The 26207-nt window shown below is 44.3% G+C and carries 24 protein-coding genes; 10 read left to right on the forward strand and 14 right to left on the reverse strand.

Translation table 11 applies throughout. The features are described 5' to 3' along the window. Positions 1-156: 156 nt before the first annotated feature. On the reverse strand, positions 157-1044 hold the full coding sequence (locus ACHUFQ_RS11600; protein WP_394175729.1) for a prenyltransferase: 888 nt from the start codon (positions 1042-1044) through the stop codon (positions 157-159). Between the two features lie 492 nt (positions 1045-1536). After that, positions 1537-3726: a TonB-dependent hemoglobin/transferrin/lactoferrin family receptor gene (locus ACHUFQ_RS11605; RefSeq protein ID WP_394175731.1), complete on the reverse strand. Its 2190-nt coding sequence runs from the start codon at positions 3724-3726 to the stop codon at positions 1537-1539. Positions 3727-3902: 176 nt separating this feature from the next. Here ACHUFQ_RS11605 and ACHUFQ_RS11610 point away from each other — a divergent pair, with 176 nt between their 5' ends. Genes ACHUFQ_RS11610 through ACHUFQ_RS11625 form a run of 4 tightly spaced genes read left to right on the forward strand, consistent with a single transcriptional unit; the run spans position 3903 to position 8943 of the window. Further along, positions 3903-4433, forward strand: coding sequence for a MotA/TolQ/ExbB proton channel family protein (locus ACHUFQ_RS11610; RefSeq protein WP_394175733.1), 531 nt, complete (start codon positions 3903-3905; stop codon positions 4431-4433). 12 nt (positions 4434-4445) lie between these two features. Continuing rightward, a complete protein-coding gene (locus ACHUFQ_RS11615; RefSeq protein WP_138318474.1) occupies positions 4446-4799 on the forward strand; it encodes a DUF2149 domain-containing protein in 354 nt (117 codons plus the stop codon). Beyond that, a complete protein-coding gene (gene cobN, locus ACHUFQ_RS11620) occupies positions 4799-8812 on the forward strand; it encodes a cobaltochelatase subunit CobN (RefSeq protein WP_394175735.1) in 4014 nt (1337 codons plus the stop codon). The genes ACHUFQ_RS11615 and cobN overlap by 1 nt, the downstream gene beginning before the upstream one ends. Continuing rightward, positions 8812-8943, forward strand: coding sequence for a hypothetical protein (locus ACHUFQ_RS11625; protein WP_394175737.1), 132 nt, complete (start codon positions 8812-8814; stop codon positions 8941-8943). The genes cobN and ACHUFQ_RS11625 overlap by 1 nt, the downstream gene beginning before the upstream one ends. A gap of 185 nt (positions 8944-9128) precedes the next feature. On the opposite strand, the gene ACHUFQ_RS11630 is transcribed toward ACHUFQ_RS11625, so the two are convergent. The 3 genes from ACHUFQ_RS11630 to arfB are packed head-to-tail and all read right to left on the reverse strand — an operon-like array spanning position 9129 to position 11047. Continuing rightward, positions 9129-9746, reverse strand: a complete 618-nt coding sequence (locus ACHUFQ_RS11630; RefSeq protein WP_394175739.1) for a hypothetical protein — start codon at positions 9744-9746, stop codon at positions 9129-9131. Positions 9747-9794: 48 nt separating this feature from the next. After that, positions 9795-10625 (reverse strand): DUF2797 domain-containing protein, encoded by an 831-nt coding sequence (locus ACHUFQ_RS11635; protein ID WP_394175741.1) that lies wholly within the window; start codon positions 10623-10625, stop codon positions 9795-9797. Next, the gene (gene arfB, locus ACHUFQ_RS11640) at positions 10625-11047 is read right to left on the reverse strand and encodes an alternative ribosome rescue aminoacyl-tRNA hydrolase ArfB (RefSeq protein WP_394175743.1); all 423 of its coding nucleotides are present in this window, start codon (positions 11045-11047) and stop codon (positions 10625-10627) included. Before arfB ends, ACHUFQ_RS11635 begins: the two co-directional genes overlap by 1 nt. 64 nt (positions 11048-11111) lie before the next feature. On the opposite strand from arfB, the gene ACHUFQ_RS11645 reads away from it, so the two are divergent. Both ACHUFQ_RS11645 and ACHUFQ_RS11650 read left to right on the forward strand, forming a co-directional pair. Beyond that, on the forward strand, positions 11112-11390 hold the full coding sequence (locus ACHUFQ_RS11645; protein WP_394175745.1) for a GIY-YIG nuclease family protein: 279 nt from the start codon (positions 11112-11114) through the stop codon (positions 11388-11390). A 258-nt stretch (positions 11391-11648) separates the two neighbouring features. Then, entirely contained in the window at positions 11649-12380 is a 732-nt protein-coding gene (locus tag ACHUFQ_RS11650) for a DUF3581 family protein (RefSeq protein ID WP_394175746.1), read from the forward strand. 445 nt (positions 12381-12825) lie between these two features. Here ACHUFQ_RS11650 and ACHUFQ_RS11655 read toward each other — a convergent pair whose 3' ends face one another. After that, positions 12826-13080, reverse strand: coding sequence for a PGPGW domain-containing protein (locus ACHUFQ_RS11655; protein WP_394175747.1), 255 nt, complete (start codon positions 13078-13080; stop codon positions 12826-12828). Positions 13081-13238: 158 nt separating this feature from the next. Next, positions 13239-13571: a hypothetical protein gene (locus ACHUFQ_RS11660; protein ID WP_394175749.1), complete on the reverse strand. Its 333-nt coding sequence runs from the start codon at positions 13569-13571 to the stop codon at positions 13239-13241. Positions 13572-13679: 108 nt separating this feature from the next. Between ACHUFQ_RS11660 and ACHUFQ_RS11665 the strand changes: the two genes are divergently transcribed. Further along, the gene (locus ACHUFQ_RS11665; RefSeq protein ID WP_394175751.1) at positions 13680-14291 is read left to right on the forward strand and encodes a LysE family translocator; all 612 of its coding nucleotides are present in this window, start codon (positions 13680-13682) and stop codon (positions 14289-14291) included. 167 nt (positions 14292-14458) lie between these two features. Continuing rightward, entirely contained in the window at positions 14459-15001 is a 543-nt protein-coding gene (locus tag ACHUFQ_RS11670) for a manganese efflux pump MntP (protein WP_394175753.1), read from the forward strand. Between the two features lie 3 nt (positions 15002-15004). On the opposite strand, the gene ACHUFQ_RS11675 is transcribed toward ACHUFQ_RS11670, so the two are convergent. Beyond that, on the reverse strand, positions 15005-15922 hold the full coding sequence (locus tag ACHUFQ_RS11675; protein ID WP_394175755.1) for a class I SAM-dependent methyltransferase: 918 nt from the start codon (positions 15920-15922) through the stop codon (positions 15005-15007). Positions 15923-16200: 278 nt separating this feature from the next. Here ACHUFQ_RS11675 and ACHUFQ_RS11680 point away from each other — a divergent pair, with 278 nt between their 5' ends. Further along, positions 16201-16914: a hypothetical protein gene (locus ACHUFQ_RS11680; RefSeq protein ID WP_394175756.1), complete on the forward strand. Its 714-nt coding sequence runs from the start codon at positions 16201-16203 to the stop codon at positions 16912-16914. 475 nt (positions 16915-17389) lie between these two features. Then, entirely contained in the window at positions 17390-19834 is a 2445-nt protein-coding gene (locus tag ACHUFQ_RS11685) for a penicillin acylase family protein (protein ID WP_394175758.1), read from the forward strand. 237 nt (positions 19835-20071) lie between these two features. On the opposite strand, the gene ACHUFQ_RS11690 is transcribed toward ACHUFQ_RS11685, so the two are convergent. The 6 genes from ACHUFQ_RS11690 to ACHUFQ_RS11715 all read right to left on the reverse strand — a co-directional run bounded on the left by ACHUFQ_RS11690 (position 20072) and on the right by ACHUFQ_RS11715 (position 26115). Beyond that, positions 20072-21493, reverse strand: a complete 1422-nt coding sequence (locus ACHUFQ_RS11690) for a sodium-dependent transporter (protein ID WP_394175759.1) — start codon at positions 21491-21493, stop codon at positions 20072-20074. Between the two features lie 131 nt (positions 21494-21624). After that, positions 21625-22203, reverse strand: coding sequence for a DUF3833 domain-containing protein (locus ACHUFQ_RS11695; RefSeq protein ID WP_394175761.1), 579 nt, complete (start codon positions 22201-22203; stop codon positions 21625-21627). Next, positions 22200-22838, reverse strand: coding sequence for a chalcone isomerase family protein (locus tag ACHUFQ_RS11700; RefSeq protein ID WP_394175763.1), 639 nt, complete (start codon positions 22836-22838; stop codon positions 22200-22202). Before ACHUFQ_RS11700 ends, ACHUFQ_RS11695 begins: the two co-directional genes overlap by 4 nt. Next, a complete protein-coding gene (locus tag ACHUFQ_RS11705) occupies positions 22835-23365 on the reverse strand; it encodes a DUF2878 domain-containing protein (RefSeq protein WP_394175764.1) in 531 nt (176 codons plus the stop codon). The genes ACHUFQ_RS11700 and ACHUFQ_RS11705 overlap by 4 nt, the downstream gene beginning before the upstream one ends. Before the next feature lie 447 nt (positions 23366-23812). Continuing rightward, a complete protein-coding gene (locus ACHUFQ_RS11710) occupies positions 23813-24922 on the reverse strand; it encodes an aminotransferase class V-fold PLP-dependent enzyme (protein WP_394175804.1) in 1110 nt (369 codons plus the stop codon). A gap of 20 nt (positions 24923-24942) precedes the next feature. Beyond that, positions 24943-26115 (reverse strand): PrnB family protein, encoded by a 1173-nt coding sequence (locus tag ACHUFQ_RS11715; protein WP_394175765.1) that lies wholly within the window; start codon positions 26113-26115, stop codon positions 24943-24945. Positions 26116-26207 lie beyond the last annotated feature (92 nt).

The following is a 26207-nucleotide window of genomic DNA, read 5'->3' on the forward strand; positions in this document are numbered from 1 at the left end:
TTCTCTGCAATCAAAGCCTTGTCTAAAAGCCTTTAAATTCTCACTGAGTGAGCAATAATTTAATGGGATTGGTATAAATCATTCGGATACCAGAGCTTTTAGAGTGAATTTGCTGGTGTGTTTATTTTCAGTGGACGTTTTATTTTGTGTGGAAGGTTATGTCAGTAATAACGCTACGGCGATTATCAAAGGAACGACAAGGGTGATTATTGTATTAACCCCCAGATAGACGGGGTGGTCGCCAAGGCTCGAGCCATGGGTTTTACTCCCGTGATAACAAAAGATGCAGGCGAGCAATGGCAGCAGGGCGATGGCGGTTATTTGGGGAAAGCTGTTACTTACGATTGCCACCACCAATGTCAGAGCCGTAAGCAAGGCAAACAACGCATAAACCTTACTGGCAGTATTAACGCCATATCGAATGGACAAGTGATTGCGACCAACCTTTTGATCGGCATCGATATCCGGAAACTGGTTTAACAGTAATAGGTTGTTGGTCAGAAAAAACATGATCAAGCCCGCAAAAAATGCACCGCAAGTCTGTGTTCCCGATAACGCAAAATGACTGCCGCTAACCATAATCGTGCCAAACCCTAAACCCGGTGCAATTAAACATGCCAGTGCTGATTTATTGAGCCAGCGGGTATAAGCAAGAATTAAGAAAATACCGAGAACACCATAAATCATGATTAATGGTCCTCTCAAATAGTAAAAAAACAGACCGATAGTGAGTGTTACCAATAGTGATAACAGAGCGATATATAACACCCAGTTTTTCATGTTTGGGGCTTCAATTAAGGCGCCGCTGCCACCACTAAACGCGGTACGTTTTGTTGTCGCGTCAAGGCCGCTGGTAAAATCCAGATACTCGTTTAATGCATTGGCGCTGATATGAGCAAAAAGCGCTGCGATCAAGGCTAAAAATAACACCATAAAATCGAGATTGACTTGTTCATAGATAACAAGGCTGGCAGCAACAAAAATACAGACTGGGGTCAGTATTAAAAATGGTAACCGCATGGTTCGCAGTAGTGTGGTAATCATTGATGCTGTCCAGCATATTCGAACGCAGATACGAAGGTATCTGGCCAAAGACCTGTGCTTGCTGATTTGAGCAATCCGATACAGTTTTGCGAAATGAGTGGTGTCGATGGCGTCATTTAACGAAATGAATTTGTTAGCCTTTGATTCTTTAAAGGTAGCAAAGGGCACTGGGAGATCAAAGCTGAATGGAGCAGCGAAACGATTAAATTTCGCTATTGCAGACAGGATAACCAATATTTCAGCTCATGGAAGAGAGGGGGAACCTTGTGCTTTTCTTCCACGTCAGTATCCACCCAAAGCCACGACAAATAGAGTGGTTTTCTTTTCAGAAGATAGCTCCTCGATAACTGCTCCTGCGTTATTCTACCAGAGTGCGTCCTTGCACTTGTGCATTTTCTGTATACCGACCATCCGTGGTCATAACCTTCGTTAGAGTCCCTCTTTCACAGAAGCGAAACGATTAAATTTCGTTTCTTAGTTAAAGTTTCTCTTCTAGAACTCATAAGAGATATTCGCAGCGAACCCGCGTCCTGGCTCAGTAAAACCCTGAAGATCAGAGTCAGTCGCATGACCGGCAACATTGACAAAACGGATATACTCTTTATCAAGCAAGTTGCTGGCGAGAACATTTAATGTCAGTGCATCATTAACCTGATAATTTAGCGACCAGTCCAGTGAGCCATAACCGGCAATCTCTGTTTCAGCTTCATTTACTTTGCTCATCCGATCGGCCCAGTTTAATGTCAGTTGTGTAGAAAGGTCTGCGTAGTCAAAAGTCACCCCTAAAATACCCGACAATGGACTGATGGTGTTGATGTACTCGTCCGTAGTATCGTCTTTACCATCCTGATATGAGGCATTGGCGAATACACTCCAGCTATTGCTCAGCGCATAGTCTATGGCAAGCTCGGCGCCTTTAATCGTTACCGAATCAATGTTCTGATACTGGAAGGTATCGTGCTGATTAGCGAAACTGCCATCTTCATTAAACACGGTTTGAGAATCGATTAATTGAGTCGCTAAGAACTGATCGTATTCGGTATAGTAAATCGCTGCATTGATGATTAGGTCGCCAACATGGCCACGAACACCAACCTCAAAACTATCACTCTCTTCCGGTGATAAATCATCACTTGGAACAATTTCGTAAATGTAAGTAGATGCCGCCTGGTTGTAGTGCTCGATGTAAGCCAGATCGTAAGCCGGAACTTTAAAACCCTGACCGTATTGAGCAAACGCCGAGAACATATTGTTAACTTTGTAAAGCGCACCTAAATTGAATGATGTCTGGCTTTCATCAATCTTGGCAAATTCTTCACCATTGGTTTTCAACGCACCATTGGGATCCATATTGTATTGGTCAAAACGAACACCCGGAGTAATGAGAAAATCACCGCCCAATAGGCTGATTTCATCATTAAAAAAGATACCTAAACGATTAACATCATTGGTTGGGAATTTGTTGGTTACATCGTCTTTCGTGCTTACACCTGCAACCTCACGGTACTCATGTGAGGTACGTAAACTTTCTGTAGTTTCATAGTCTAAGCCGTAACCCAAGGTGTGGGTGTCGTTTAATTCAATGGCTGCGTTAGAAAGGAATCCCGTTGTTTCTTGCTTGTATAGACCGGTTTTCCACATATCGCGTAATTCGACCACGCCGAATATTGGCGCGTTAATATCTAGTTGACCGTATTCTTCATCGCTTTGTTCTGAGGTGTTGTTATACAAGGAAATATTTAGATAGTCGAAAAAAGGTGTTTTGCTGGTGCTGGTGTATTGCAGCTTGTAGGCGGTTGATTGTTTCTCAGTGATGCTTTTTTCGGCAACGATGTTATAACCATATGGCGCCAACCCTCGGAAATAAAATAGCAATCCATCGGCACTGTCACCTTCCACGTCTTGCTTGTAGGAGTCGACGATAAAGTTTAACGCGTTGTCATCGTTAATGTTCCATTTTGCTTTGTATAGAACACTCGTTGATTCAATGCTAAATGGTGCTTTTGATGCTTCGAAGTTTTGTTGTTCTTCACCATCGCGGTAGCTGGCGTTTAACAAGTGCTCTAGCTCGCCGGTTTTAAGTGCTAGTGTACCAGCAGTACCGACTTGCGAGCTGTGATCGGAGTATTCTAGTTTCACGCGACCACCAAAATTCTCTCCATTTTCTAAGTAGTCGCTGGCATCTTTGGTAGTGAACACGACAATACCGCCAAGTGCATCAGAACCGTACAAAGAGGAAGCCGCACCTTTAGCAACTTCTACTTGTTTTAATGTGTCGGTATCAATAAAGCCGCGACCAACAATATCATTTTGACCATTGGCACCGTAGCCTTCGCTCATCCGCATGCCATCTTTGATAATCAATATACGGTCAGAGCCCATGCCGCGCACCAAAATATTCTGAGCACCACCAACACCGCCAGTAACCTGAATGGAAGGATCGTACTTAAACAATTCGTTCAAGTCGGTAACAACCTGAGTTTCAATAGTTTCAGCATCTATGACTGAAATACTGCCGGCAACATCCTGCAATGCTTTTGGCGTTTTGCTACCACTGATAACAATGGTTTCTATGGGATCGGTCAGGGGGCCTGGTTGTTCTTCATTGGCAGAAACGTTAGGTGTTAGTAAAAATTGGCCGGCAATTACCGTGCTTAACAGTGTTTTATTACAGCGATACATAGCATTTCCTTATTCTTGGATTTTGCAGAATGAGCGTTAAGTGATGGAAAATTGCGTTTTATTATTATCTTGATAAATGCAATTGTAAAGCTAAATGATAATTATTATCATTTGTATTGTTATTTGTTTGTGGGTTCGCTATAGTTCGTTCCATAATTTCAATAAGGAACTTCTCTGTGTTTATTCAATCCATCGAACAATTAATGGCTCAGGTATCAGAACTGCTGATGACACCGGTTATCATCGCCATTGTGCTACTACTCTTCTATGCCTTGTTTGCGCTCGGTCGTTTTTTCAGTCAATTGATCCAGCGCAGAAATAATGTGTTGATTTACACCCGCCAATTAAATAGCGAACAGCCACAAGGTGTTGCTGGTTTCCCGATATACAACTATTTCGTAGAAAACCCGGACGCAAGCCAGGATGAATTGGAAGTGTTTGCCTTGAAAAAGCTGGAAACCTTGCGAATTGTGACCCGTATTGCGCCAATGCTCGGCTTGATAGCCACCATGATCCCGATGGGGCCTGCGCTACAAGCGTTAGCCGATGGAAACATCCAGGGGATCAGCGAAAACCTGATAATCGCCTTTGCTGCGGTTATCTGGGGATTGGTTATTTCTTCGATTACTTTTTGGCCGGCTTCGGTAAAAAAACGCTGGTGTGCCAATGAGTTGATTGCGATCTCCAAACTTAAAAAGCAAGACTAAATAGGGTGCCTTATGCGATTTCTTGATGAAGATGAAGAATTGAACCCAATTGTGAGTGCAGTAAACCTGGTTGACGTATTTCTAGTGATTATTGCGGCGCTATTGATTGCTCTGGCGCAAAATCCCATTAGTGTTTTCAGTGCTGAAAACGTCACGGTAATTAAAAATGCCGGTGAGCCGAACATGGAAGTGATTGTTAAAGAAGGTAAGGAAATCAAACAGTATAAATCTACTGGTGACATCGGTTCTGGTGAAGGGTTGCGAGCTGGTGTCGCTTACAAAATGGCGGATGGTAGCTTTGTATATGTTCCAGAGGGAGAAGCCGTTGAACAAGGTAATGCCACTACTGGCGGAGGACAACCATAATGTTTAAGCGCCTAGCGACAGCACTGTTTTCGGTGCTAATGGTGTTAAGTGCACCGCTGAATGCCGCCGAACAAAAAGCCAAAGACGTAGTGTTAATCATGTCGTCTCATGCATCTAAGCCTAAAGGTGAACTATTAGCTTTACTGGCAAAAGATCAGGCTTTTAATCTTGATATTTATTCTACCAAAGGAAAAAGCGAAGACGACGTTAAAGCGCGTTGGCAATCCGCCGATTTGATTATGCTCGACGGTATTAATCCGGCATTATCGGCGTTTATGTTTGGTAAATACCAAGCGTATTTGCAGGAGTTTTCTGACGTTCCGGTTATCTCGTTAGGGGATTTGGATAACGACAAACAAAATCAGGGGCTATCGACACAGCAGAAACAAACGCTTGGTAGCTATTATCAAAATGCCGGGCGTGACAACTATGCCAATATGATGGATTACCTGAGTGTTGACGTTTTTAGCCTAAGTGATAAAACCGTTGCCTCGCCACGAGTTACCCCAAATGTTGGCTTGTACCACTATGATTTTCCTGGCGCTGTTACCGCCGATGAAAATGCATTTTTCGAATTTTTGGCGGCTGCTGACAAACAACCCATTATTGCTATTGGTATGCATCGCTCTGTGGTTGACTACGAGCAAACGCAAATTGTTGATGCCATCATCAAAGGATTGGAAGCAAAAGGTGCGAAAGCGTTAGGTTACTTTTTCGAAGGCAATGACGAGGCGCTTAACTACACCGATTTATTGCAAGATGATACACAGCAAACCCGTGTTGATTTGTTGATCAACTACCGTTCGTTACATTATGTCGATAAGCGCCGCAGTGAATTTGAAAAGCTTGGCGTTCCGATTATTCACGCATTGAATTACAACGACGGTGACCAAGCCTCATTCAATGAAAATCACACCGGAGTTTCGCCTTCTTTAACGCCATTCTTTTTGGTGATGCCAGAAGATACCGGAAGTACCGATCCGACGATTATTGCCGCTAATGACAAGGGCGAGAAAGTGATCATGCAAGACCAGCTAACCGCATTAGTTGAGCGCGCTTATAATCACGCCAATCTTGCTCATATTGCCGCGGCGGATAAGAAAGTAGCCACCTTTATCTGGAACTATCCTCCGGGTGAGAAAAACATTGGCGCGGCATTCTTAGACGTACCGTCATCGATTGAACAAATTGCTACAGCGATGAAAGCCGGTGGTTATCAGGTCAATGTTAAAGACAACGAAACCTTAATTGAACAAGCGGGTCTTTTACTTCGTCCTTATTATCGCAATGAAGATTCGGCGACGCTAATTGATAAAGGTCTGGCCGACTATTTACCACTTAGCACCTATTTAAGTTGGTTCAATTCCTTACCTGAAAACGTCCAACTACCGATTGTAGAGCGTTGGGGGAATCCGGGCGACTCGAACATGGTCACCGAAGTAAACGGTGAGAAGATGTTTGTTATCCCGCGCATGGAACTGGGTAACATGATTGTCTTGCCACAAGGGGTTCGCGGTGAAGACCCAGATGAGCATGCCAGCTTATATCACTCAACCAAAACCCCGGTAACTCACGGCTATCTGGCCATTTATCTATATGTTCGCGAAGTGTTTGATGCCGATGCCTATATCCATCTGGGTACTCATGGTTCACAGGAATGGCTAACCGGTAAAGAACGCGGTTTATCGGTTTGGGATGCGCCCAATTTAGCCATTGGCAATTTGCCGGTATTCTACCCGTACATTATCGACAATGTTGGCGAAGCCATGCAGGCGAAACGTCGCGGTCGTGCGACGATGATTTCTCATTTAACCCCGGGCTTTGCCAAAGCAGGCCTTTATGCTGACGTTGCTAAGTTAAATGAGTTGATCACCAACTATATGATGCTAGAGCAGGGGCAGACCCGCGCGAACACCGAACAATCAATTAAAGACTTAGCGACTGAGTTATCCCTGTTTAAGGATCTCGGCGTAGATCCAAATGCTGAAGGCTTTGTCCTTGATGATGCGATCGCTAAGATGCAGGATCACTTAAACGATATGGTCCAGCAAAGCCAGCCGCTTGGGGTTCATACCTTTGGTTTATTGCCAAAAGAAGCGCATTTACTCAGTACCATCATTCAAATGTTGGGTGATGATTTTGCCGAGCGCGCCGCGGCCTATGAAAAAGCTAATTCCCTGGCAGTCGCTGAACAAAATCGTCTTGATGAACGCCAGGTCGTTAACCTTGAAGCGCTGGATGGTTTCCAGCTATTAAAGCGTCACTTGATTGACAATAAAGCCGATGCAAATTTGTTACCTGCAGCGCCAGATACGGCTCTGGCTGCCGATCTGGAACTGGCAGACAGCTACTGGCATAACTTTGACAATATCGCCGAAATCAGCAATCTATTGTTGGCGCTTGATGCCGGTTATATTGGCGTCAGTCACGGTGGCGATCCCATTCGAAACCCGGATGCTGCGCCAACTGGCCGTAACCTGATTGGCTTTAACCCGGCGAAAGTGCCTTCCAAAGAAGCCTATCAAGCCGGTGTGAAATTAATGGATCAGACCATTGAAGATTACTATGCCAAGCATGGTAAGTACCCTGACAAGCTAGCGTTCTCATTATGGTCACTGGAAACCATGCGTCATCAAGGCGCCTTGGAAGCGCAGATTCTTCATGCCATGGGGGTTAAACCTGTCTGGAACCGTGCAGGCAATGTAACTGGTACAGAAGTCATTCCTTACTCGGAGTTGGGCCGTCCACGGGTTGATGTGGTTATCTCTGCAACCGGTTTGTATCGGGATGCATTCCCGAATGTAATGCTTTTCCTGGCTAAAGCCATTGATGAAATCGGAAAGCTAAAAGAAGACAATAACTTTGTTTATCGTCATGCTAACGCTTTGAAAAAAGAGCTTCTAGAGTCCGGTAAATCAGCTGAAGACGCCGATTATTTATCGACCTTACGTATCTTTTCTAATGAAACAGGAAATTATGGTACTGGCCTTGCCGGCGCATCACTGGATTCCGATAGCTGGGAAGATGATAGTAAACTGGCAAATTTGTATTTAGACCGAATGGGCTATGCCTTTGGTAAAGACGAGTCACGCTGGAGCGAAAATGTTACTGGTGACAATCTTTACGCCAAAGTCTTGTCTGGCACAGATGGTGTGGTGTTCTCCCGTTCCACCAACCTGTATGCCTTGATGACCAACGATGACCCGTTCCAGTACTTTGGAGGTATCGGTCTTGCGGTACGTCATTTAGACGGTGAAACGCCTCAGATGTACGTGTCTAATTTGCGTCGCAAAGACAATGTGAAAGCGCAAACCATGGAAGCTTTTCTAAATCAGGAAATGCGTAGCCGTTATTTTCACCCGCGCTGGATTCAGGCGATGCAGGAATCAGGTTATGCTGGCGCCACTGCCATTCTTGATCGCATGAACAATATGTGGGGTTGGGAAGTGATGACACCGGATGCGGTTCGTGATGACCATTGGCAGGAATTCTTCGAAGTCTATGTTAATGATAAGTATGAACTGGATATGCGGGAGTTTTTTGAACAGCACAATGCAGAAGCTCTGGCGCAAATGCTAGAGCGCATGTTAGAAGCGGTTCGTAAAGGCTACTGGCAAGCGGATGAACAGACACTACAAACTATGGTAGAAACCTATACCGAGCTGGCGACGGAGTTTGATGTAGCAACGGATAACGAGAAGTTCAAAGAGTTTATGGATAGCACGGCTGCAGGTTTTGGTTTAACGCCTCTAACGCAGGCGCTCGCTGAAGCTTTAGCTCAGGTTCCACCCATAGCCGCTGCACAGCCGCAAACGGAGCAGGTCACAGGGCAAAAACTTGAGCAGACCGAAGTGGTTGAGCACGAGACCGATTACCGTGGTTTGTACTTGTTATTGTTGGTTGTTCTTGCTGGATTTAGCAGTAGCTACCTGCAGCGTCCACCAAGTGCATCAGCCCGTCTGCCAAAGGAAAACACGAAACAACGGGAAACGAAAGAAAAACTCGCTGCCTGATGATGACGTTAAATCATCAGGGTTTAAATGCCGGCTTTCGCCGGCATTTTTTTATCACCAAGTGGCTACATACCCTGACATATTCGCAGATGCTGGCCGATGAAAAGTTTAGTGACCCTTTTGTTGAATAAGCAGGCGGCGGAGAGATTTTATGGGGACAGAGTCATGTATGTATCGCAGTTAACGATTTGAATTATTTCAAGATCTTTTGTCGCTAATTGACTCTGACCCCACTTAAACTCGAGGAGTTTATCTTAAGGCCCATTTACGGCGCTAACTCTGAGTTGTGCACAAACTTAGTGGGATTGGTATGAAACTAAAGTACTTGTGGATTATTGAACGCGCACGATAGGGGGCCAACATCCAGTGTCTGTGGGTCTACACTTTCTGATGCTAATGCATTAAGCGGAGTAAATATCAGCGTATTGTCGTTTGATTTCAGGTTAAATTTCCGCATCCAGTTTAAGCGACCGATAGTGTGTAGTGCATAGCGGTTGAATGGCAATGGGCACTTTAAATACACATAGTGATACGCTTTTGCCATCGCACCAGGATCGGCGGTGTGGATATAGATGGTATGTTGGTTAAGGTTATGTTCCTGATGGATGTAACCTAAATCGGAATCAGACGCGGTAAGGAAAAATATACCCAGGGTAAGCAAGATAATTTGCAGTGCGGCGAAAATATAACATGCGGCTAAAACCAGATTGCCAGCGATACGTGAATGGATAACCGCTTTAAAGGCCTTAGCTTTGTGGGTTAAGAGGAAAACGCCAGCACAAACCAGAACGATCTTAACCGGGCGCAAATAATCAGCAAGCACATCCATGTGTGCTGGTGAATAAAGGTTAAGGCCCCATAAGGTGACACCATACCAACTTTCCCACAAGGGCATAAAAATCAGCAGGATGGCAAGGCATAAAAGCCAAGCCACGGATCTGCTTCTTTCAGTATGTTTCATATCGTCCCTGATTTTCATCACCTAGCTTGTGGTTACGGTGACTTCGTAAGAGGTGAATTTGCGCAGGTTAATAACGCCGGTATCGAAAATTAAATACTGGCCCTTGATACCTTGTAAAACGCCGGATACTTCAGGTGTTTTATCGAAGTTGAATGAGCTAATCTTGGTCGGATATAGATCTACCGGGTAATCAATATCGATTACATCTTCATCCAGTTGCTCGATGGCGTCGCCGCCAAAACGAAGCCTTAATTCATCCAGGCGTTTGCTGATCTCAGGGATAAGTTCCAGCGCTCGCTGTTTTAAATCAATAGCATCGGCTTTGCCCTTTAGCATATTACGCCAGTTGGTTTTATCGCTAATGAGCTCTGCTAATGCGGTTTCAACCAATCCGGATTGTAAGCGCGAATCGACTTTAAAAATTGGCAATGCCTGATTTGCGCCCTGATCCATCCAACGCGTTGGTATTTGCGTGTGACGGGTAATACCGACTTTAATCGCGGTGGTGTTGGCAAGATACACATAATGGGGCACAAAACAATTGGCTTCTCCCCACTGTGGTTCACGACAGGTGCCTTGTTCAAAATGACATTTTTCCGGTTTTAATATACACATGTCACATTGCGCTAGCTTCATCATGCACGGATAGCAAAAACCCTGAGAGTAACTCTTTTTGGTTTTTTTGCCGCAGCTTTGGCAGTGGATTTGTCCTGTGTGAGTCAGGGTTAATTTCTGGCCAATGAGTGGGTTTAACGCTAAGCGATGCTCGCCGGCTTTGAGTGTGTAATGGGCGACGCCATCGATAAGTTCTGTGGCCATTTTACTTAAATGGCCGGTAAAGTGATTTGTCATTAGAGTTTAACCTTGGATCTCGTTGCTTTTAGGTTACCGCGCTGGCTCTTTTTGTCCATGCGTTTGGCTTTCGCTGATTTACTGGGCTTGGTAGGGCGTCGCGTTTTAACGGTTTTTGATGCAGGTAATAGCACTTCAATTAAACGTGCGATAGCTGCCGCCTTGTTCATTTCCTGAGTTCGATGTTCCTGAGATTTTAGGATCACGACTCCTTCTTTGGTAATGCGATGGTCCGTTAACGCGAGTATTCGCTGTCGATAATGCTCCGGTAAATTGGCGCTTTTAATGTCATAGCGCAAGTGAATTGCGGTGGCGACTTTATTGACATTCTGACCACCTGCGCCCTGTGAGCGAATGGCGGTAAACTCAATGTCATTTTCATCGATAACAAAGTCGGGAGTCTGTTTGCTGACGGGGATCATGTTATTGCCTTATTTATCTATCTCTATATAGTGAGGGATTCTTAAATAAGGTTCAATGGTATTTATGTCGTCTTCTTGGTTTGTCTATATTCTTCGCTGTGCCGATCAAAGTTTGTACACCGGTATTACCATTGATGTGGATAAACGTCTGAAGGAACATAATCAGGATAATCAAAAGGGGGCAAAATATACCAGAGCGCGACGTCCTGTCGAGCTCATCTACCAGGAATCCCAGCCCGATCGTAGCGGAGCCGCAAAGCGCGAAGCGGAAATTAAAAAGCTTTCGCGCAAGCAAAAAATCCAACTGATATCAGCGCACGAGACTGCATTAACAGACACATAGCCGCAGCGACAACGGCAAAGGTATCGTCCACATATGACAAATTCCTTTAGCGTTAAATTTGCTCTGTCTACTCCCTATCTTGCTATTATGTACGCAGTTATCACTTCCAGAAATAAGCACTTACTTACCTTTTGGCGCAATAAAATCAGTTCAGTGTACAGGTGTACAGAGGTCTGATTAGTATGAATTGCATCGACTTGCTGTTTTTTGCTGGGTAAACTAGCCGCCAATTACCTTTTTACTTTGTTTAGGCAAACTATGTTTATCCGCCAGTTTTATCAAAATAAAGATGCGAAAGTATGCTTTAGCCGTCAGCAGGCTAGCGATTTTGCTAAAAATGTTGCCGATGATTTCAATCCTTTGCATGACATCACCGCCAAGCGATTCTGTGTTCCAGGCGATTTGTTATTTTCGGTTATCCTGGATAAGTCCGGCTTAAACCAGGAAATGTCATTTACCTTCTCAGGCATGGTAACCGATGCCAACGAACTTTATTTTCCAGAGGATATTCAAGAGTCGGCGAGCGTTATTGATGATAATGACAAAGCCTACCTGTCGGTGGATGTTAGTGGTAAAAATAGTCGCTGTGAAACACTTACTGAGTCTTTGGTTCGTTCTTATGTGGCTTTTTCAGGCGATACATTTCCGCATATCTTAGGCGATTTGATGCGCAAAAATTCGGTGATGATTAATCCTGCCCGCCCGATGGTGATGTATGAAAGCATGAAAATCCACCTAGACACCGTTGATGTAAAAGAAGTCACGCTGAAATTTAACGAAAAAGAGACTGAGCTTGTCGTTGATGGTAAGCGAGGCAAAGCTCGCCTGGTATTTGATTTTAATTCCAATGGTGAAACCATTGGCTATGGTGAGAAACATATGGTGCTGAGTGGCTTGCGTGAGTATGACCAAGAAATCATGGATGCGGTGTATCAGCAATATATGGCAATGAAAGAGGCGTACCACAAGCAACAAGTCGTAAACGCTTAACAGGATAATTAATCGTCTGTAAACGGTTAGTTGGGGAGCAAAAAGCGCAGTAGGGCAGCGCATTTCCTACTGCGTTTTTTCATTTCTGGAACTTTGAATTCCAGCTTTAACTGAAATTCAAAAGGTGTCAGCTTGAAAGGAACTGCTTTTAAGCGGTGTCAACGAATAGCCTTTGCGCGAGTTGCCTCTGCTCAGGCGAGGTGTCAGCTCGAAATGGACAACTTTCAAGCGGTGTCAAACGAGAAATAGATTCCTCGTTAGGGTGTCAACGGTGTCAACGAATAGCCTTTGTTTAAGTCGGCACCTTCACAAAATCGTTTTTTGATTTTGTGATGACACCTGACTTCGCGTCGTCTGCGAAGTCTGACACCCAAGCGTAATTGTATGCGAAGTAAATTACGCGCCACTCGTCACTTGTCACCCAAGCGGAATTGGCTAGGCCTTATCAATTCCGCTTAAACACTCGCTTGAATCTTTCTCTGGTAAACCAGTCGTCCATTTTTCTCGCGGCTTCACCGGAATATCTTTGATATTTGCGCAGCCAACGTTTTGCAAATGTATACTCTAGGCTCAATATTCCCAACCCTAATGGGATAAATAGAATTGCCGGTCCTGGCAATAGAATAAAAATCACGCCAATGGCCAGTAAAAACCAGCCCAGAATCATCAATAATTGAGTTTTAATTCTCGTCAGTAACATTTTTGTCCCTTTGATATCAAACCATGTTTGGATTTAATATCAATGCAGCAATAATTGAACCATGATTGTAACTCATTGTTATTATTGTGTTTCGTGGTATTTGAAAACCTTGTTTATTGACTCTTTTCGTTTAATTTACGAATAATTGGCGGATAAAACTAATTCTGATTTTTGATCCGTCGGCAGGCATTAAGGATTTTATTTAAGTCATTGCGGCGTTGTTGGTATTGCTGCTGCTGTTTTTGGTGCCGCTGCCGCTCCATTTCCTGCTGTTGTCTTTCCGCTTCACTTTGCGGCATATTTCGCTGTGAATTACCTTGGCGTTGTATATTGTTATAGCGATTATTCGCTTGGCGAATATCGTTTTCCAACTGGCGTAATTCGTTCGAGGCAAGTTGACAATCTTGTCTTGCAAATGCTTGCTGACAAGCTGCCAGACAAAATAGGGTAAGCGCAATGGACATTGTCCTGGAGGTTTTCGTCGCTTGCATGTTAAGGGCTCCCGATAAGAATTTGAATAAATCAATTATTGTTACAGTGTAGTTTATGATGCGCACTTGCTATGATAAGTGCATTGTTTTTGATGGATAAAGTAAGAAATGGCGTTAGAACTTTGGTTGTCTTTAGTGCTGGTGTGTATCTTAGGGGCCTTGTCGCCAGGGCCAAGCCTGGCGTTAGTAGTAAGAAATACCATGTTAGGTGGTCAAGCAGCCGGTCTTGCAACTGCCATTAGCCATGGCTTTGGTGTCGCTCTTTATGCAGCTATAGCTGTCACTGGTATCGGACTGGTCATTGTTCAGTCACCTATGTTATTTGCGATTGTTCAATACGCTGGCGCGGCATTTCTGCTGTATTTAGCCATTAATGCCTTGCGCAGCAAAGGCACAAATATCGAGTTTGAACACCAGCAAAATGGCGCGGAGCATAAAGTCCACGGTTGGCGTGATGGTTTTCTTATTGCCTTTTTAAATCCTAAATTGGCGTTGTTTTTTCTGGCACTATTCAGCCAGTTTGTCGACGCCAATGCCACGCTTAAGCAACAACTTATCATGATATTTACGGTCGGCGGTATTGATACCCTATGGTATTGTATCGTGGCTTATGGATTGTCCCGGGGACCGGTGCTAAATCGCCTGAAGAAAAATAGCGCCATCGTCGATAAAGTCACTGGCGTGGTGTTAATTGCATTGGCGGTTCGGGTAGTGATTTAACCGGAGTTAGCTTTAACATTTATCTAGTACCCCAAAAAATAATTTCAGAGCACTTAGCAACTTTTCCAATAGGAATATTCCTCTGGTTAATTCACGAATATTACGGCGATAAAGCAAGTAAACTGAATTGGTATAAGCTTAATCCACGCCTTTAAAAATTAACGTTTATGTTGGAAGTCATTTTTCTTGCTATTGCTCTGAGTATGGATGCCTTTGCCGTTTCTATCGGCTTAGGCTCAAAAGCGGTGCCATCAAAAAAGAAACTGGCGATTTTAGCGGCATTTATGTTTGGTTTTTTTCAGGGCATTATGCCGCTGCTCGGCTATCTTGGCGGCAAAGGCATGCTCGGCTGGATCGATAGTTATGCCACCTGGTTGGCGTTTTTCCTGCTCATGTTAGTAGGCATTAAAATGATTTATGAAGGGTTTGCTGAAGGCATTGAAGAAGACATTTCAAAAATCACATTTAAAGTTATGTTGATCCTGTCACTGGCCACCAGCATTGATGCCATGGCTGCGGGGTTTAGTCTGACATTGCTATCTGTGCAGCCACTTCTAGCCTGTGCCATTATCGCGTTAATTACGGCATTATTTAGCGGTTTTGGCGTGTATATAGGTCATCGAAGCGGCACCTGGCTTGAGGGTAAAGCAGAAATCTTTGGCGGTGTGATTCTCATTCTTATTGGTATAAAGATACTGGCAGCGAGTTGAGGGCTACAGTTTTCGGTAGCGGTAAATTAATACTTTTAAACCTTTACCTGGCATAGCGTCAATAAACACGTCTGGCGGCAGTAGCTCTTCAATAAATTCACAATCAGGGCATTCTTTTTCGACCGTATCTTTAAGGAATTGCTGGTCTAAATCCGGTGAATTTAGACACAGCATGATTAGACCATTATCGGCCATTAATTGTGGCAAGCGGCGAATGATTTTACCGTAGTCGCGCTGAATATTAACACTACCCTTTTGAAATGATGGTGGATCGCAAATTAGCAATTCATAAGGGCCATATTTGCGCAGGCGAGCATAGGATTTAAAGATATCGACGCCTTCAAATTTTACCTTTTCAAGTAGGTGCTTATTCAGACGATGGTTATCTCGTCCTCGAGCCAAGGGAGCTTTGGCAATATCAATATTGACGACTTGTCTGGCACCACCAGCAATGGCGGCAATGGAGAAGGCACAGGTATAGGCAAATAGATTTAACACGTTTTTATCTTGGGCATGATGTTTTACCCATTCTCGGCCATTTCGCATATCAAAAAACAAGCCATGGTTTTGCGATTTACCTAAGGTTAGGCCGTATTTAAGACCTGCTTCCGTTGCTTCTAATGCCTCAATTTGCTCACCCAGCAATAATCGATAAGGTGCCTTAGCCAGAAATCTTTCTTGCACCTGCACCGATTTACATTCAGGTATGCTGCGTTGTAAACATTGTGCCAGTGCACGTAAGAAGTTCTCGTCTTCTTCTCTAAATAGGGAAATCACCACCACTGGCTTTATCCAGTCGATACAAATGTGTTCAAAGCCGGCATATTGATGGCCACGACCATGAAACAAACGCTGGGCATCCGTTGTTGGGATACCTTCGTTATTGCCCGGCAGTCGGACTAGGGGGAAAAAGTCGTCCATAAAATTGGTGGTAAGAATTCAGAGGAATATTAGGCGCTAGTGTAGCGAAAAAGCCCCGCAGAGTGAAATAACATGCGAAAACGCGGTGACTTAGGCGACGCATTTACGCTCTTCACTCTTGATTGGTCCAATCAATGGGGCGTTAAATCCTAACAAGATTTACATCATAAATAGCTTGAACAGAGGTTTTCAATTGCGTAGTTTAATCTTTCAAATCAGTAGATTAGATATCTGTTTAGATTCTTTCATTGAAAATAAGACGTATCAAGGATGTATGAATGACAAAAATTACTGCACTATTATTAATGCTAACTTTCTCTGCAGCACCTGCGTATGCAGAGTCCGCCAAGGAAGAAACTCACACAAAAGCTGTCGCCGAAAATAATTACAGTGTTAGTTTGGAAGGCAATTGGAATGACGTTGATTTTTATACGCTTCAAGCTGACGGTACATTCGGTATCGGAGAACATTTTGGTAGTTCCATTGGTGCGAACACGATTTTTATTAATGGCGATTCCGATAGTAGCGATTTTCAGAATTTGCGAGCATCGATTTTTACCAGAAATCCAGAGGTTGGTCGATTAGAGCTCGCTTACCAAACGGTATTTGGTCCATCTAATACAAGTGACTATTTTTCAGTGACGGGAGAGTATTACTTTTCTAATTGGACCATTGGTGCCTATTTTTTGAGTGATGATCTTTCTGATTTAAACGACCTTAATATATACACCAATATCTATTTCACGCAAACCGTTCGGTTGGAAATCGACCTTCTAGATTCAAGTGATGATTCGCTCGTTAAAGGGACCATTAAATTTCAATTGCCGGAGGTTACGGGCAATGAATGGATTTTTAATGTGAGTTATGGTGCGGCGCTTTGGGACAATAATCAGGTCGGATTCGGTGTCACTTATGTCCCTAAATTTAATGGTAGCTTGAAACAATATTACCGTAGCTATAGCACCAATATTAAAGCTGCCTTATTCCATTAGTCATTAGTAAGAACTACTAAAATCAAGATGTCAGAATCGTTGATATTCAACAACTCTGGCCTCTTGATATTGGCCTCTTGATATAGCCCCTTTGATATCGAAAGCCTTAGTCGATGAAACTAGTTTGATTAGTACTTCCTGTACCTCACCCCAGCCTGTTGCTATTGGTGCTGGAACTGGAGATGGTGCCGGTGTTGGTGTTGGTGTCGAAACCTATTCTCATTAAATGAGGCTTGTTGATATATTTTCCAAGGTGCAGCCAGATCTCCCGATTACTCACGTCCTTCTAACAACCTAAAGATAACGCTAAGACAAAGTCTGACTGTCTTTCTTTATCCCGTTTAAGTTACACTCATAACATCAGTCCAATATGTAGAAATATCCAACCTCTTTTCATCTTTGAGGTTTTTGGATTTGTGCTTATTTGGATAACACTACGGCTCATTATAAAAACAATAAATATAAGGATAGCTTTATGGCTAATCTGTTGGTTAAATCCACAAAAATTATATTCGTTATTCTCATTCTGGTGGTTGCCGCCATCTATTTTTACCTACGGCAAAGCTTGCCGATACTCGACGGTCAAGTGCAAGCAGACGTGGAGCAAACCGTAATCGTATCCAGAGATGAGCAGGGCATCGCTCAAATCAACGGCAGTAACCGTCAGGACGTGAGTGTTGCGTTAGGCTATTTGCACGCGCAGGAGCGTTTTTTCCAAATGGATTTATTACGCCGAAACTCTGCTGGGGAACTGTCGGAATTATTTGGTGAATTAGCTTTTAAACACGATCAAAAAATCCGTGTGCACCAGTTCAGAAAACGTGTCACTCAATTTGTTTCCTTGCTCACGGAAGAACAACAATCGATTTTGCAAAGTTATACGGCAGGCGTGAATCAAGGTTTAGAGGATCTTGCGGCTAACCCTTTTGAATATGCCTTACTTGGTGCAACACCAAAGCCTTGGTTGCCACAAGATAGTATGTTGGTGCTCTATTCTATGTATATGGACTTGCAATATGAATATGGCGACAGGGAATTATTATTGGGGGCAATGTCAGATCTGCTCTCAGAAGAGGGATTTCAGTTTTTAATTCCGGAAGGTTCAAACTGGGATGCGGCGGTAGATGGTACGCAATTACCTAAGGGCGAAATGCCCGAAGGGGAAGTCTTTGCGGATGATCTGAGCGCAGTAAACTTAGCAAACGTAGTAAACTTAGCAAACGCAGAAACCATCAATCACGCTCAGCAATTCGCACTATTTCCGGATAATCAGGAAGGCTTCAAAGGGAGTAATAACTGGGCTGTTTCCGGAAACGTCTCAAAAACGGGCAGCGCCATTGTTGCCGATGATATGCATTTAGGCATTGCCGTTCCCAATATCTGGTATCGAACCAGTCTGCGCTATACCGCAAACGATCAGCCGCTATTAATTGATGGCGTTTCCTTACCGGGCACGCCGGCTATTGTTGTCGGTAGTAACCACAATATTGCCTGGGGATTTACTAATAGTTACGGAGACTGGAACGATCTGATTAAATTGGTGGTATCGGAAGATGGAACTCAGTATTTAACGCCAGAAGGGTATAAATCCTTTGTCGTTGAACAGGAAGCGATAGCGATAAAAGGTCAGCAAAGTAATAGCATCGACATTAAGTTAACCCAATGGGGGCCGGTGATTGGTGAAGATCATCAGGGTAACCAGCTTGCCATGCGCTGGGTGGCTCATGATGCTGAAGGTGTTAACTTTAATCTGTTTGGTTTGGAATACGCACAAAATGTTGAACAAGCTATCGAAGCTGCCCACAGTGCGGGGATCCCGGCACAAAACTTAATGGTGGGTGATAGGTATGGCAGTATCGCCTGGACAATTGCCGGCGCGATACCGAGAAAGTTTGGCCTGGATAATACCGGCAGTCAGGGCTGGGCTGTCCCTCAGGACTGGAGCACCGGCGATATTGGCTGGTCGGGTTACCTTAACTCCGATGAATACCCTGTGGTGCTAAACCCGGAGCAGAATCGTTTATGGACCGGAAATAGTCGTGTTGTTGGCGATGATATGTATCAAAAACTTGGTAATGGTGGCTATGCACTAGGCGCTCGCAGTCAACAAATTCGCGATGGTTTAATGGCGATTGAAAAGTTTACTGAACAAGATTTGTTAGATATTCAAAATGATGACAAAGCGGTATTTCTAACGCCTTGGCATCGCTATTTATTAGACACGGTACTGACCGATGAGTTTGTTAATGACAATGATTATGCGCAACTTGTAGAACAGCTAAATCAGTGGCAGGCGCGCGCGTCAATCGACTCGGTTGGGTATCTTTTTGTGCGCCAGTTCAGACTTAATTTAAGGGATGAGCTTTTTTCGCCACTAACCAAAATGATGCAGGAAGCCAGTAAAGACAAGGCGCTAGATCTGTCATTCCGACCAATTCGCAGTCAGGTGGAAATACCTATGTGGCAGCTATTGACGCAGCAGCCACAACATTTAGTGCCAGACGGACATGCAAGCTGGACCGAGTTTAGTCAGTCTGTTGCCAGCGCTACTTATCAGGAGCTGGTTGAAAAATACGGTAGCATTGATAAAGCAACCTGGGGGGCTCACAATACCACGAATATTCAGCATCCCCTGTCAAAAGCGATTCCGGCTTTAGGCTGGTTGTTGGATATGCCGCAGGAGCCAGTCCGGGGTGATACGTTTATGCCCAGAGTACAAGGTGTTGCCTTTGGTTCTTCACAACGAATGGTTGTGTCCCCAGGGCATGAACATCAGGCGATATTCCATATGCCTTCGTCCCAGTCAGGACACCCACTTTCACCATTTTATGGTAAAGGTCATGATGACTGGGTTAAGGGAGTAGCGTCACCTCTGTTACCGGGTTTGACCAAGTACACATTGGAATTCACCCCTAAGTAGATTTTCTCTTTAAAGACAGGTTCGACTTGAAAAGCCTTCCTCGCGGAAGGCTTTTTTGATCCGATTAACAATCTAAATGGTAAACCTCTTATTCCGGTTCAGCGTTATGATTTGAACCGCCGCTTGAACAGCACCCAGAGCAATACCTTTAACATGACTACGAGCAACGTCGAAATTTGAGCGTAAAAAAAACGGGACCTTAGGGCCCCGCTTTATCACAGTAGATGAGTTGGCGGTTTAACCAATAAAGTCGTGGCCAAAGAATATCTTAGCCACGGTATTGATAAAGATGACCGCTAAAATGAACGGGATAAACGTACCTAATGAGAAGTCTACGTATTTGGCAATAAAGGATTGTGCAAAACCCGGATTGCCTTCGCTTAACTCTGCATTGAGGTTATGCTTCTTCCAGCGATAACTTACAAACAAACAAATTAATAAACCGTTTAATGGCAATATGGTGTCGTAGAAAATATCGTAAATGACATCAAACAGAGACTTACTCTTACCGCCGTAGTTGGTAAGACTGGTAAGAAAATCGACCATACCAAAAGACAATGTCGCCAATACCGCTAAAACGCCACCGACGATAAATATGGTGCGAAGCGCTTTTTTACGGGACTGTTTGCGTTCATCAATTAAATAAGAAACCGGTACTTCAATAATGGAGACCAGAGAGGTTAATGCTGCGAAAAACACTAATAAGAAGAATATTGATGCAATAACACTTGCGGCGAAATAACCAACCGTAGCCTGCAACGCCAGGAATATTTTCGGTAAAAATACGAAAATCATCGACACAGAGCTGTCGCTTAATTTGTCTGGATTGACATCCGGGTTGAAGGAGAAAATGGCTGGTAAAACCATCAAACCCGCGATAAAGGCGACAGAGGTGTCCATGATGGCAACGAGTTTGGCGGAGCCGGCGATATCGGTTTTACGGGAGATATATGATCCGTAAGTAATTAAAATCCCCATACCAAGGCTTAATGAGAAGAAAGCCTGTGACATGGCGCCATTGATAACGGATGGTGTTAATTTGCTAAAATCGGGTATCAGATAAAATTTAATTCCGGCCATGGCGTTATCTAAGGTTAGAACAAAGATAACCAGACAAACCAGCATAATAAACAAGGCAGGCATCATCACTTTAGCCGCTTTTTCAATACCATCTTTCACACCAAGGGACAGTATTGAACCGACCAGGCCGCCGACGGCAATCATGGATAAAAACAGATAAGGGCTGTTTATGATGGTACCAAAACCATCAGCACTGGCCAGATAATCGAGGTTTCCGGTAACCGTCATCACCAGATAAATAAAGATCCAAATGGTTAAAACCGTGTAGAAAACGGCAATCATAAATGGCGTGATAATGCCAAGTAGACCGGCAATATGCCAGGGCCCAGATTTACCACCAAGGGCGTGATACGCACCCACTGGATTTTTTGCGGTTTTACGACCAACTGCCATTTCTGCCATCATCACTGGCAGGCATATCAAAAATACGAATAGGGCGTACATCACCAGAAATGCACCGCCACCATTTTTAGCCGCATTGACCGGAAAGCCAACGATATTGCCAATACCTACCGCAGAACCTGCAGCGGCCAAAATAAAGCCCAGCCTTGAGCTGAAATGTTCACGAGAAACGCTCATAAATGATCCCGATTATAGTTTTTATAATTTTATGTAATGCCTGATGCTAGCAAGGTTTTGACAAGAAGTCATGAGCATATTGGACAAAACCATAAAGCCTATGGGAGACGGATTGATTCTGACGGGATTATTCAGAGTTTTTCAAAAAACAAGGTTACCTTAGCGACGGTTACTCCGAGTTTCTTGATCTTGGCAATGTTCATCATATGATTGTCATCAATAAGGATCATTTGATCGTCAAATGTCACATCGTATTCGCTGCCATCGACCTTGAGTTTCATTTTGTACTGCCAGCGTATATAAGCTCCGGCTCGTTCGCCTGTCGCGGTGCCAATGATATCGTCAGCTCTGCCCTGGTAGGTCGTTTCATTGATGCGTTCAATTTCCCAACGGCGAAATTGTTTTTCGCCATCATCGTAGAGGAAGTATTCGTCCAAAACGCCTTTGTTACCTTCCCAACTAGCCTCAATATCAACAGTAAACCGACGAACGAAATCATCGCTAAAATTGGTCACCAGTCCCCAGGCTTTGACGTTGCCATCAAAGAACTGTTCCAGCGTAAAATCCGGAGTCGTGCTTTGATAGTCTTCGACCGATTGAGAGCAGCTACTGAGCAAAGACAAACACACGAGTGGCAACAACAGAATTTTCGTCCATCGTGTCATTGGGTTAACAGGCATTATTGATGTCAGGGCGGTTAATGATTTCATTGCTGTTGTCCAGTAAGCTGCTTCATCAGTTTAGGTCGGGTTGATTTTTCTGACAGCCAAATTGCCAGAAACTGATCCACTTGGATGCTGGGTGCAAATTCATGGATGAGTTGTTGGTTATGGTACAGTTTAGCCTGTCCGGTGTGATTGGTTTCAATGGCAAGAGAATCCTGCTCCTTTAAATCCGGGAAAATGGCGGCAAGCTGCTCGGTAAAGGGCTGATTTTGCGCATGTTTAAAGCCCATTTTTCGCCACTGTTTCTTTGTTTCCTCGGCCAGCTTCTCGCCTTCAATGTCGAGAAAGTAGGTCAAATGCAAACGCAGCGGGTGTGCCACGCCGTGCGCGTTGCTTGCAAAATCACCGTTAGGCGTGAAGAGTTTCGCCAGGTACACATCCCAAAACAGCACCTTTAATTGCGCTTCGCCAACTTTCTGCCATTGCCCACTATGATCTGAGTCCGTGCTGGTCACGGTCATGACAGCCGTTTTGTCAACGCTGTCCACGTCGGGAGTATCATAGCGACTCTGTTTATCGCTGTGCTTATCGGTCTGATTGCCACTGGCTGGCAATGCTGCGAACAGTGATAGACCTGTTGCGATTGCAACCAAAAGCGAAGTACGCATGGAAGTGTTCATGAAAATTTCCTCCAGATGTAGAGAGCAAGGGGCAGTACACAAGCCCAAAATAGAACGAACAGAATGACCTGAGGTAATAACTGCAATTGGATAATAACTGCCTGTTTCAGGTGGCCTACGTAGTAACTGAAAGGGCCAGAAACTGCAGAGATTAACGCCAGTTGCCAGTAGGGAAGGGGCCAGTGCTGCAAGAAGATAAACGCAAAGCGAGCAAACGATACCCAAAGTACACCGAGCCAAAGAGGGTTGATGGTAGCGTCGTTAAACACGAATAGGTTCATGCTGATAAATGTAAAGTCGGCGATGATGCCAATGCTTGCCAGACTAACAATCAACTTGAGAGTCTTTGCGCGCGGCAGGGTAAAAGCAAACCAGATTAACGCTACAAGCGCTGCCGCTGTGCCCCATTGCATGATAACGATAAGAAACCAGATAACGTTGAAAACGATACCGTGCCACAGCAATGAGGGCGGCTGAGTGCGCTCAATATTGGTATCATTAGTGTGGCTGGTGTTCATAATCATCATAGGGTCCCGGCGAGTGGTGATGAATATACGAAATGAACGGGAAATGGGTTTAGTTTAAAGCGGAAAGTTTACTGGGGGCAGTTTATAATACCAATCACATTAAATTATTGCTCACTCAGTGAGAATTTAAAGGCTTTTAGACAAGGCTTTGATTGCAGAGAATGGTTATTCCATTGTCAAAATCAGTGACGCAGGATAAACGCCTTTAAAACTCACCCGTAGGGAGTTTACCAGAGGCCCATTTACGGCCCTATATTTCATTAATATAGAATGACTATATCAATAAAATCTATGTTGTAACTGAACCTCTGCCCTAACTCTGAGTTGTGCACAAACTTAATGTGATTGGTATGAGCGACACCTGTATACCAATTCCACAAAGTGTTTTCTCGCTCAGTGGAGTTGGTATTGGGCCTGGTGTCGCTTAATTAAAGGATAAGTTTTTAACTAAATTACCGACTTTACGATATCAATGAAGTGCTCAATATCCGCCTTGTCGTTGTAAATGTGAGGAGATACGCGCATCCCAAAAGTGCGACTGTCGACAGCGATTTTCTGAGCGGCAAGTTTTTCTAATACGGCTTGCTGCTTATCAGCAAAATGCAATATTGCCGTACCTGAGCGTAGGGCCGAATGTTCAGGAGATACAATAAAGTCGGCGAGATGCTGCCAGAGATGATTTAACATGTTCTGGTTATGCTCGCGTAATTTGTCTGAGGTTACCTTATTAAAATACTTTAACGTGTGAGCGGCGATAGCATAGGGCGCGATTGAAGGGGTGCCGCCCCAAAAACGCATAGCACTTGGATGATATTTAAAGTGATGAATATCAAATTCAAACGGGTTTTCGTGGGAAAACCAACCAACATCAATGGGCTCACATTGTTCGATGTGTGCTGCTTTAATCCACAAATAGGCAGCGCCGGGGCCGGAACATAACCACTTCACACTAGAGCCAATCATAAAGTCTGGTTGCAGAGCCTGCAGATCCAGTGGGATAACACCGGCGGATTGAGCAATATCCAACACCGAAAGAGCATTCACTTTTTTGGCCAGGGCGATGACCTCCGAAATTGGTGCTAATTGGCCAGTATTGGAATAGGCATGGGAAACAAACACTAAATCAGTATCGGCATTTAAGTATTGCGCCCAGACATTGGCATCGGTGATGTCATGATCTTTTGGGATAAACCGAATGTCTGCGTCTGGTAGGCTTTTTTGTACGACGAACCCCATACTTGGGAAGTCCTGCTCCGCCATGAGTATCACAACGCCTTGTTTGCGTAATTGCGGTAAGGATTGCAATAGCTTGGTCAGAGCCGACGATAGGTTTGCCTGCGGACAAAACTGACTGGCGTTGGAATTAAATAACCCAGCTAGCTGATTAACAAAGTCGTCAATAATACCAAGCCACGGATGCCAGGGCTCGGTCGCACCATTTTGCCAGGGATCAAAAAATTGCTCATTAAAGCCCTGCTGTAAACTTTTTAGCGGCCGACCAACGCTGTGGTTTAGCAGGTAGGCACCCTCTGGCAGGTGAAAGTTTTGTTTAGCCATGATCATTGTGCGCTCTTATGTTAGTTATCCAGCGTGGATTTCAGGATTTCGATATCACCATAACGGGTGCGAATATCATCTCGATTTGCTGCGCAGCGTTTATCTCTGAGCTTTTCTAATCCGTCCAATAGTACCGGTAAAGGTGGACCGGATGCTGTAACTTTACCCATGTGCTGTTGCGCCATGGTTAGTGAAGGGATCCGAATATACTTTTCTACCAGTTGGTTATGGTGGGCAATCGCGGTTTCACCATGCAACTTACAAACCTCTAGAAACAACGCAAGGTTTTCCTGATACCAGGTTTGATGATGGGCATCTTTGGTTTCCAGAAAATCGTCCATTAAACTTGGTCTACGCATACAATCGCGCAGGATAATCTGATCTTCTGGCATCATATATAAAAATTTATCGACTAACATTTGCGAGTAAGCCGGCTCATTGGCAAAACACAAACCAAGCTGCATATCGATGACATTAATACCGGCAAAATCACCTGCATTCGCACCGCGATACACCTCTTTACCTACCCGGTAAGGCTTGTAATAAGGTCGCACACAATAGAAGAAGCGTTCGGTATCCAGCCGCTCGAACAAAACCTGGTTTGAGCACAGCACATCCTGTAACGCCTGTTTCGCCACTTTTAACAGATCGGCGGTAATTGGATGGGAGATCCCAAGAGGTTGAATTTTTAATAGTGCATCTGCGGCACGTTTATAGGCAAGAATACCTTTGGTGTTGTAATCGAGGAATAATGCTTCGTCCGTTAAATCGGTAAAGCGCTTATATACCCCATCTACGGCATGATTGTGTGTTGTGAGATGGGCGGTTGCAAACCTGGGAGTTACGCCAATAGACGCACCAATATGCATGGCCAGTGCTGAAGCTTGAGTTAATGGGGAAACGGTTTCTCTGGAAGGCTCGGTAATTTCATGGCGTCTGCACGCGGCCATATAGAGCCCGACATTGCCCAGCAGGTTGAACGCATTATCAAAGCCTTCGTCCGTATTGCCTTCGGCCAGCAGGGTGGCAATCAATGCCTCGCCCTGGTGTTTCAGATCGCTTTTTAAATCGTCACCAATATGCTCAACGCAAGCACGATCGTCTTGTTGCCAGTACAAGGTTTCAAGTTCTGAATTCAAGTTGCAGAACTCGTTTCTGATCCAGCGATCAAAAGCGCGGGTATTTGCTGTCACGGTTTTATGCCCATTATGATTTCACTAAGGGCATGCTAACAAAGCTTAACAAGTGAATTGCAATAAAATAGGTGAGTCGTTTTGTATTTTTG

The sequence above is a fragment of the Thalassotalea litorea genome, from assembly GCF_043642205.1.
Classification (GTDB): Bacteria; Pseudomonadota; Gammaproteobacteria; order Enterobacterales; family Alteromonadaceae; genus Thalassotalea_A; species Thalassotalea_A litorea.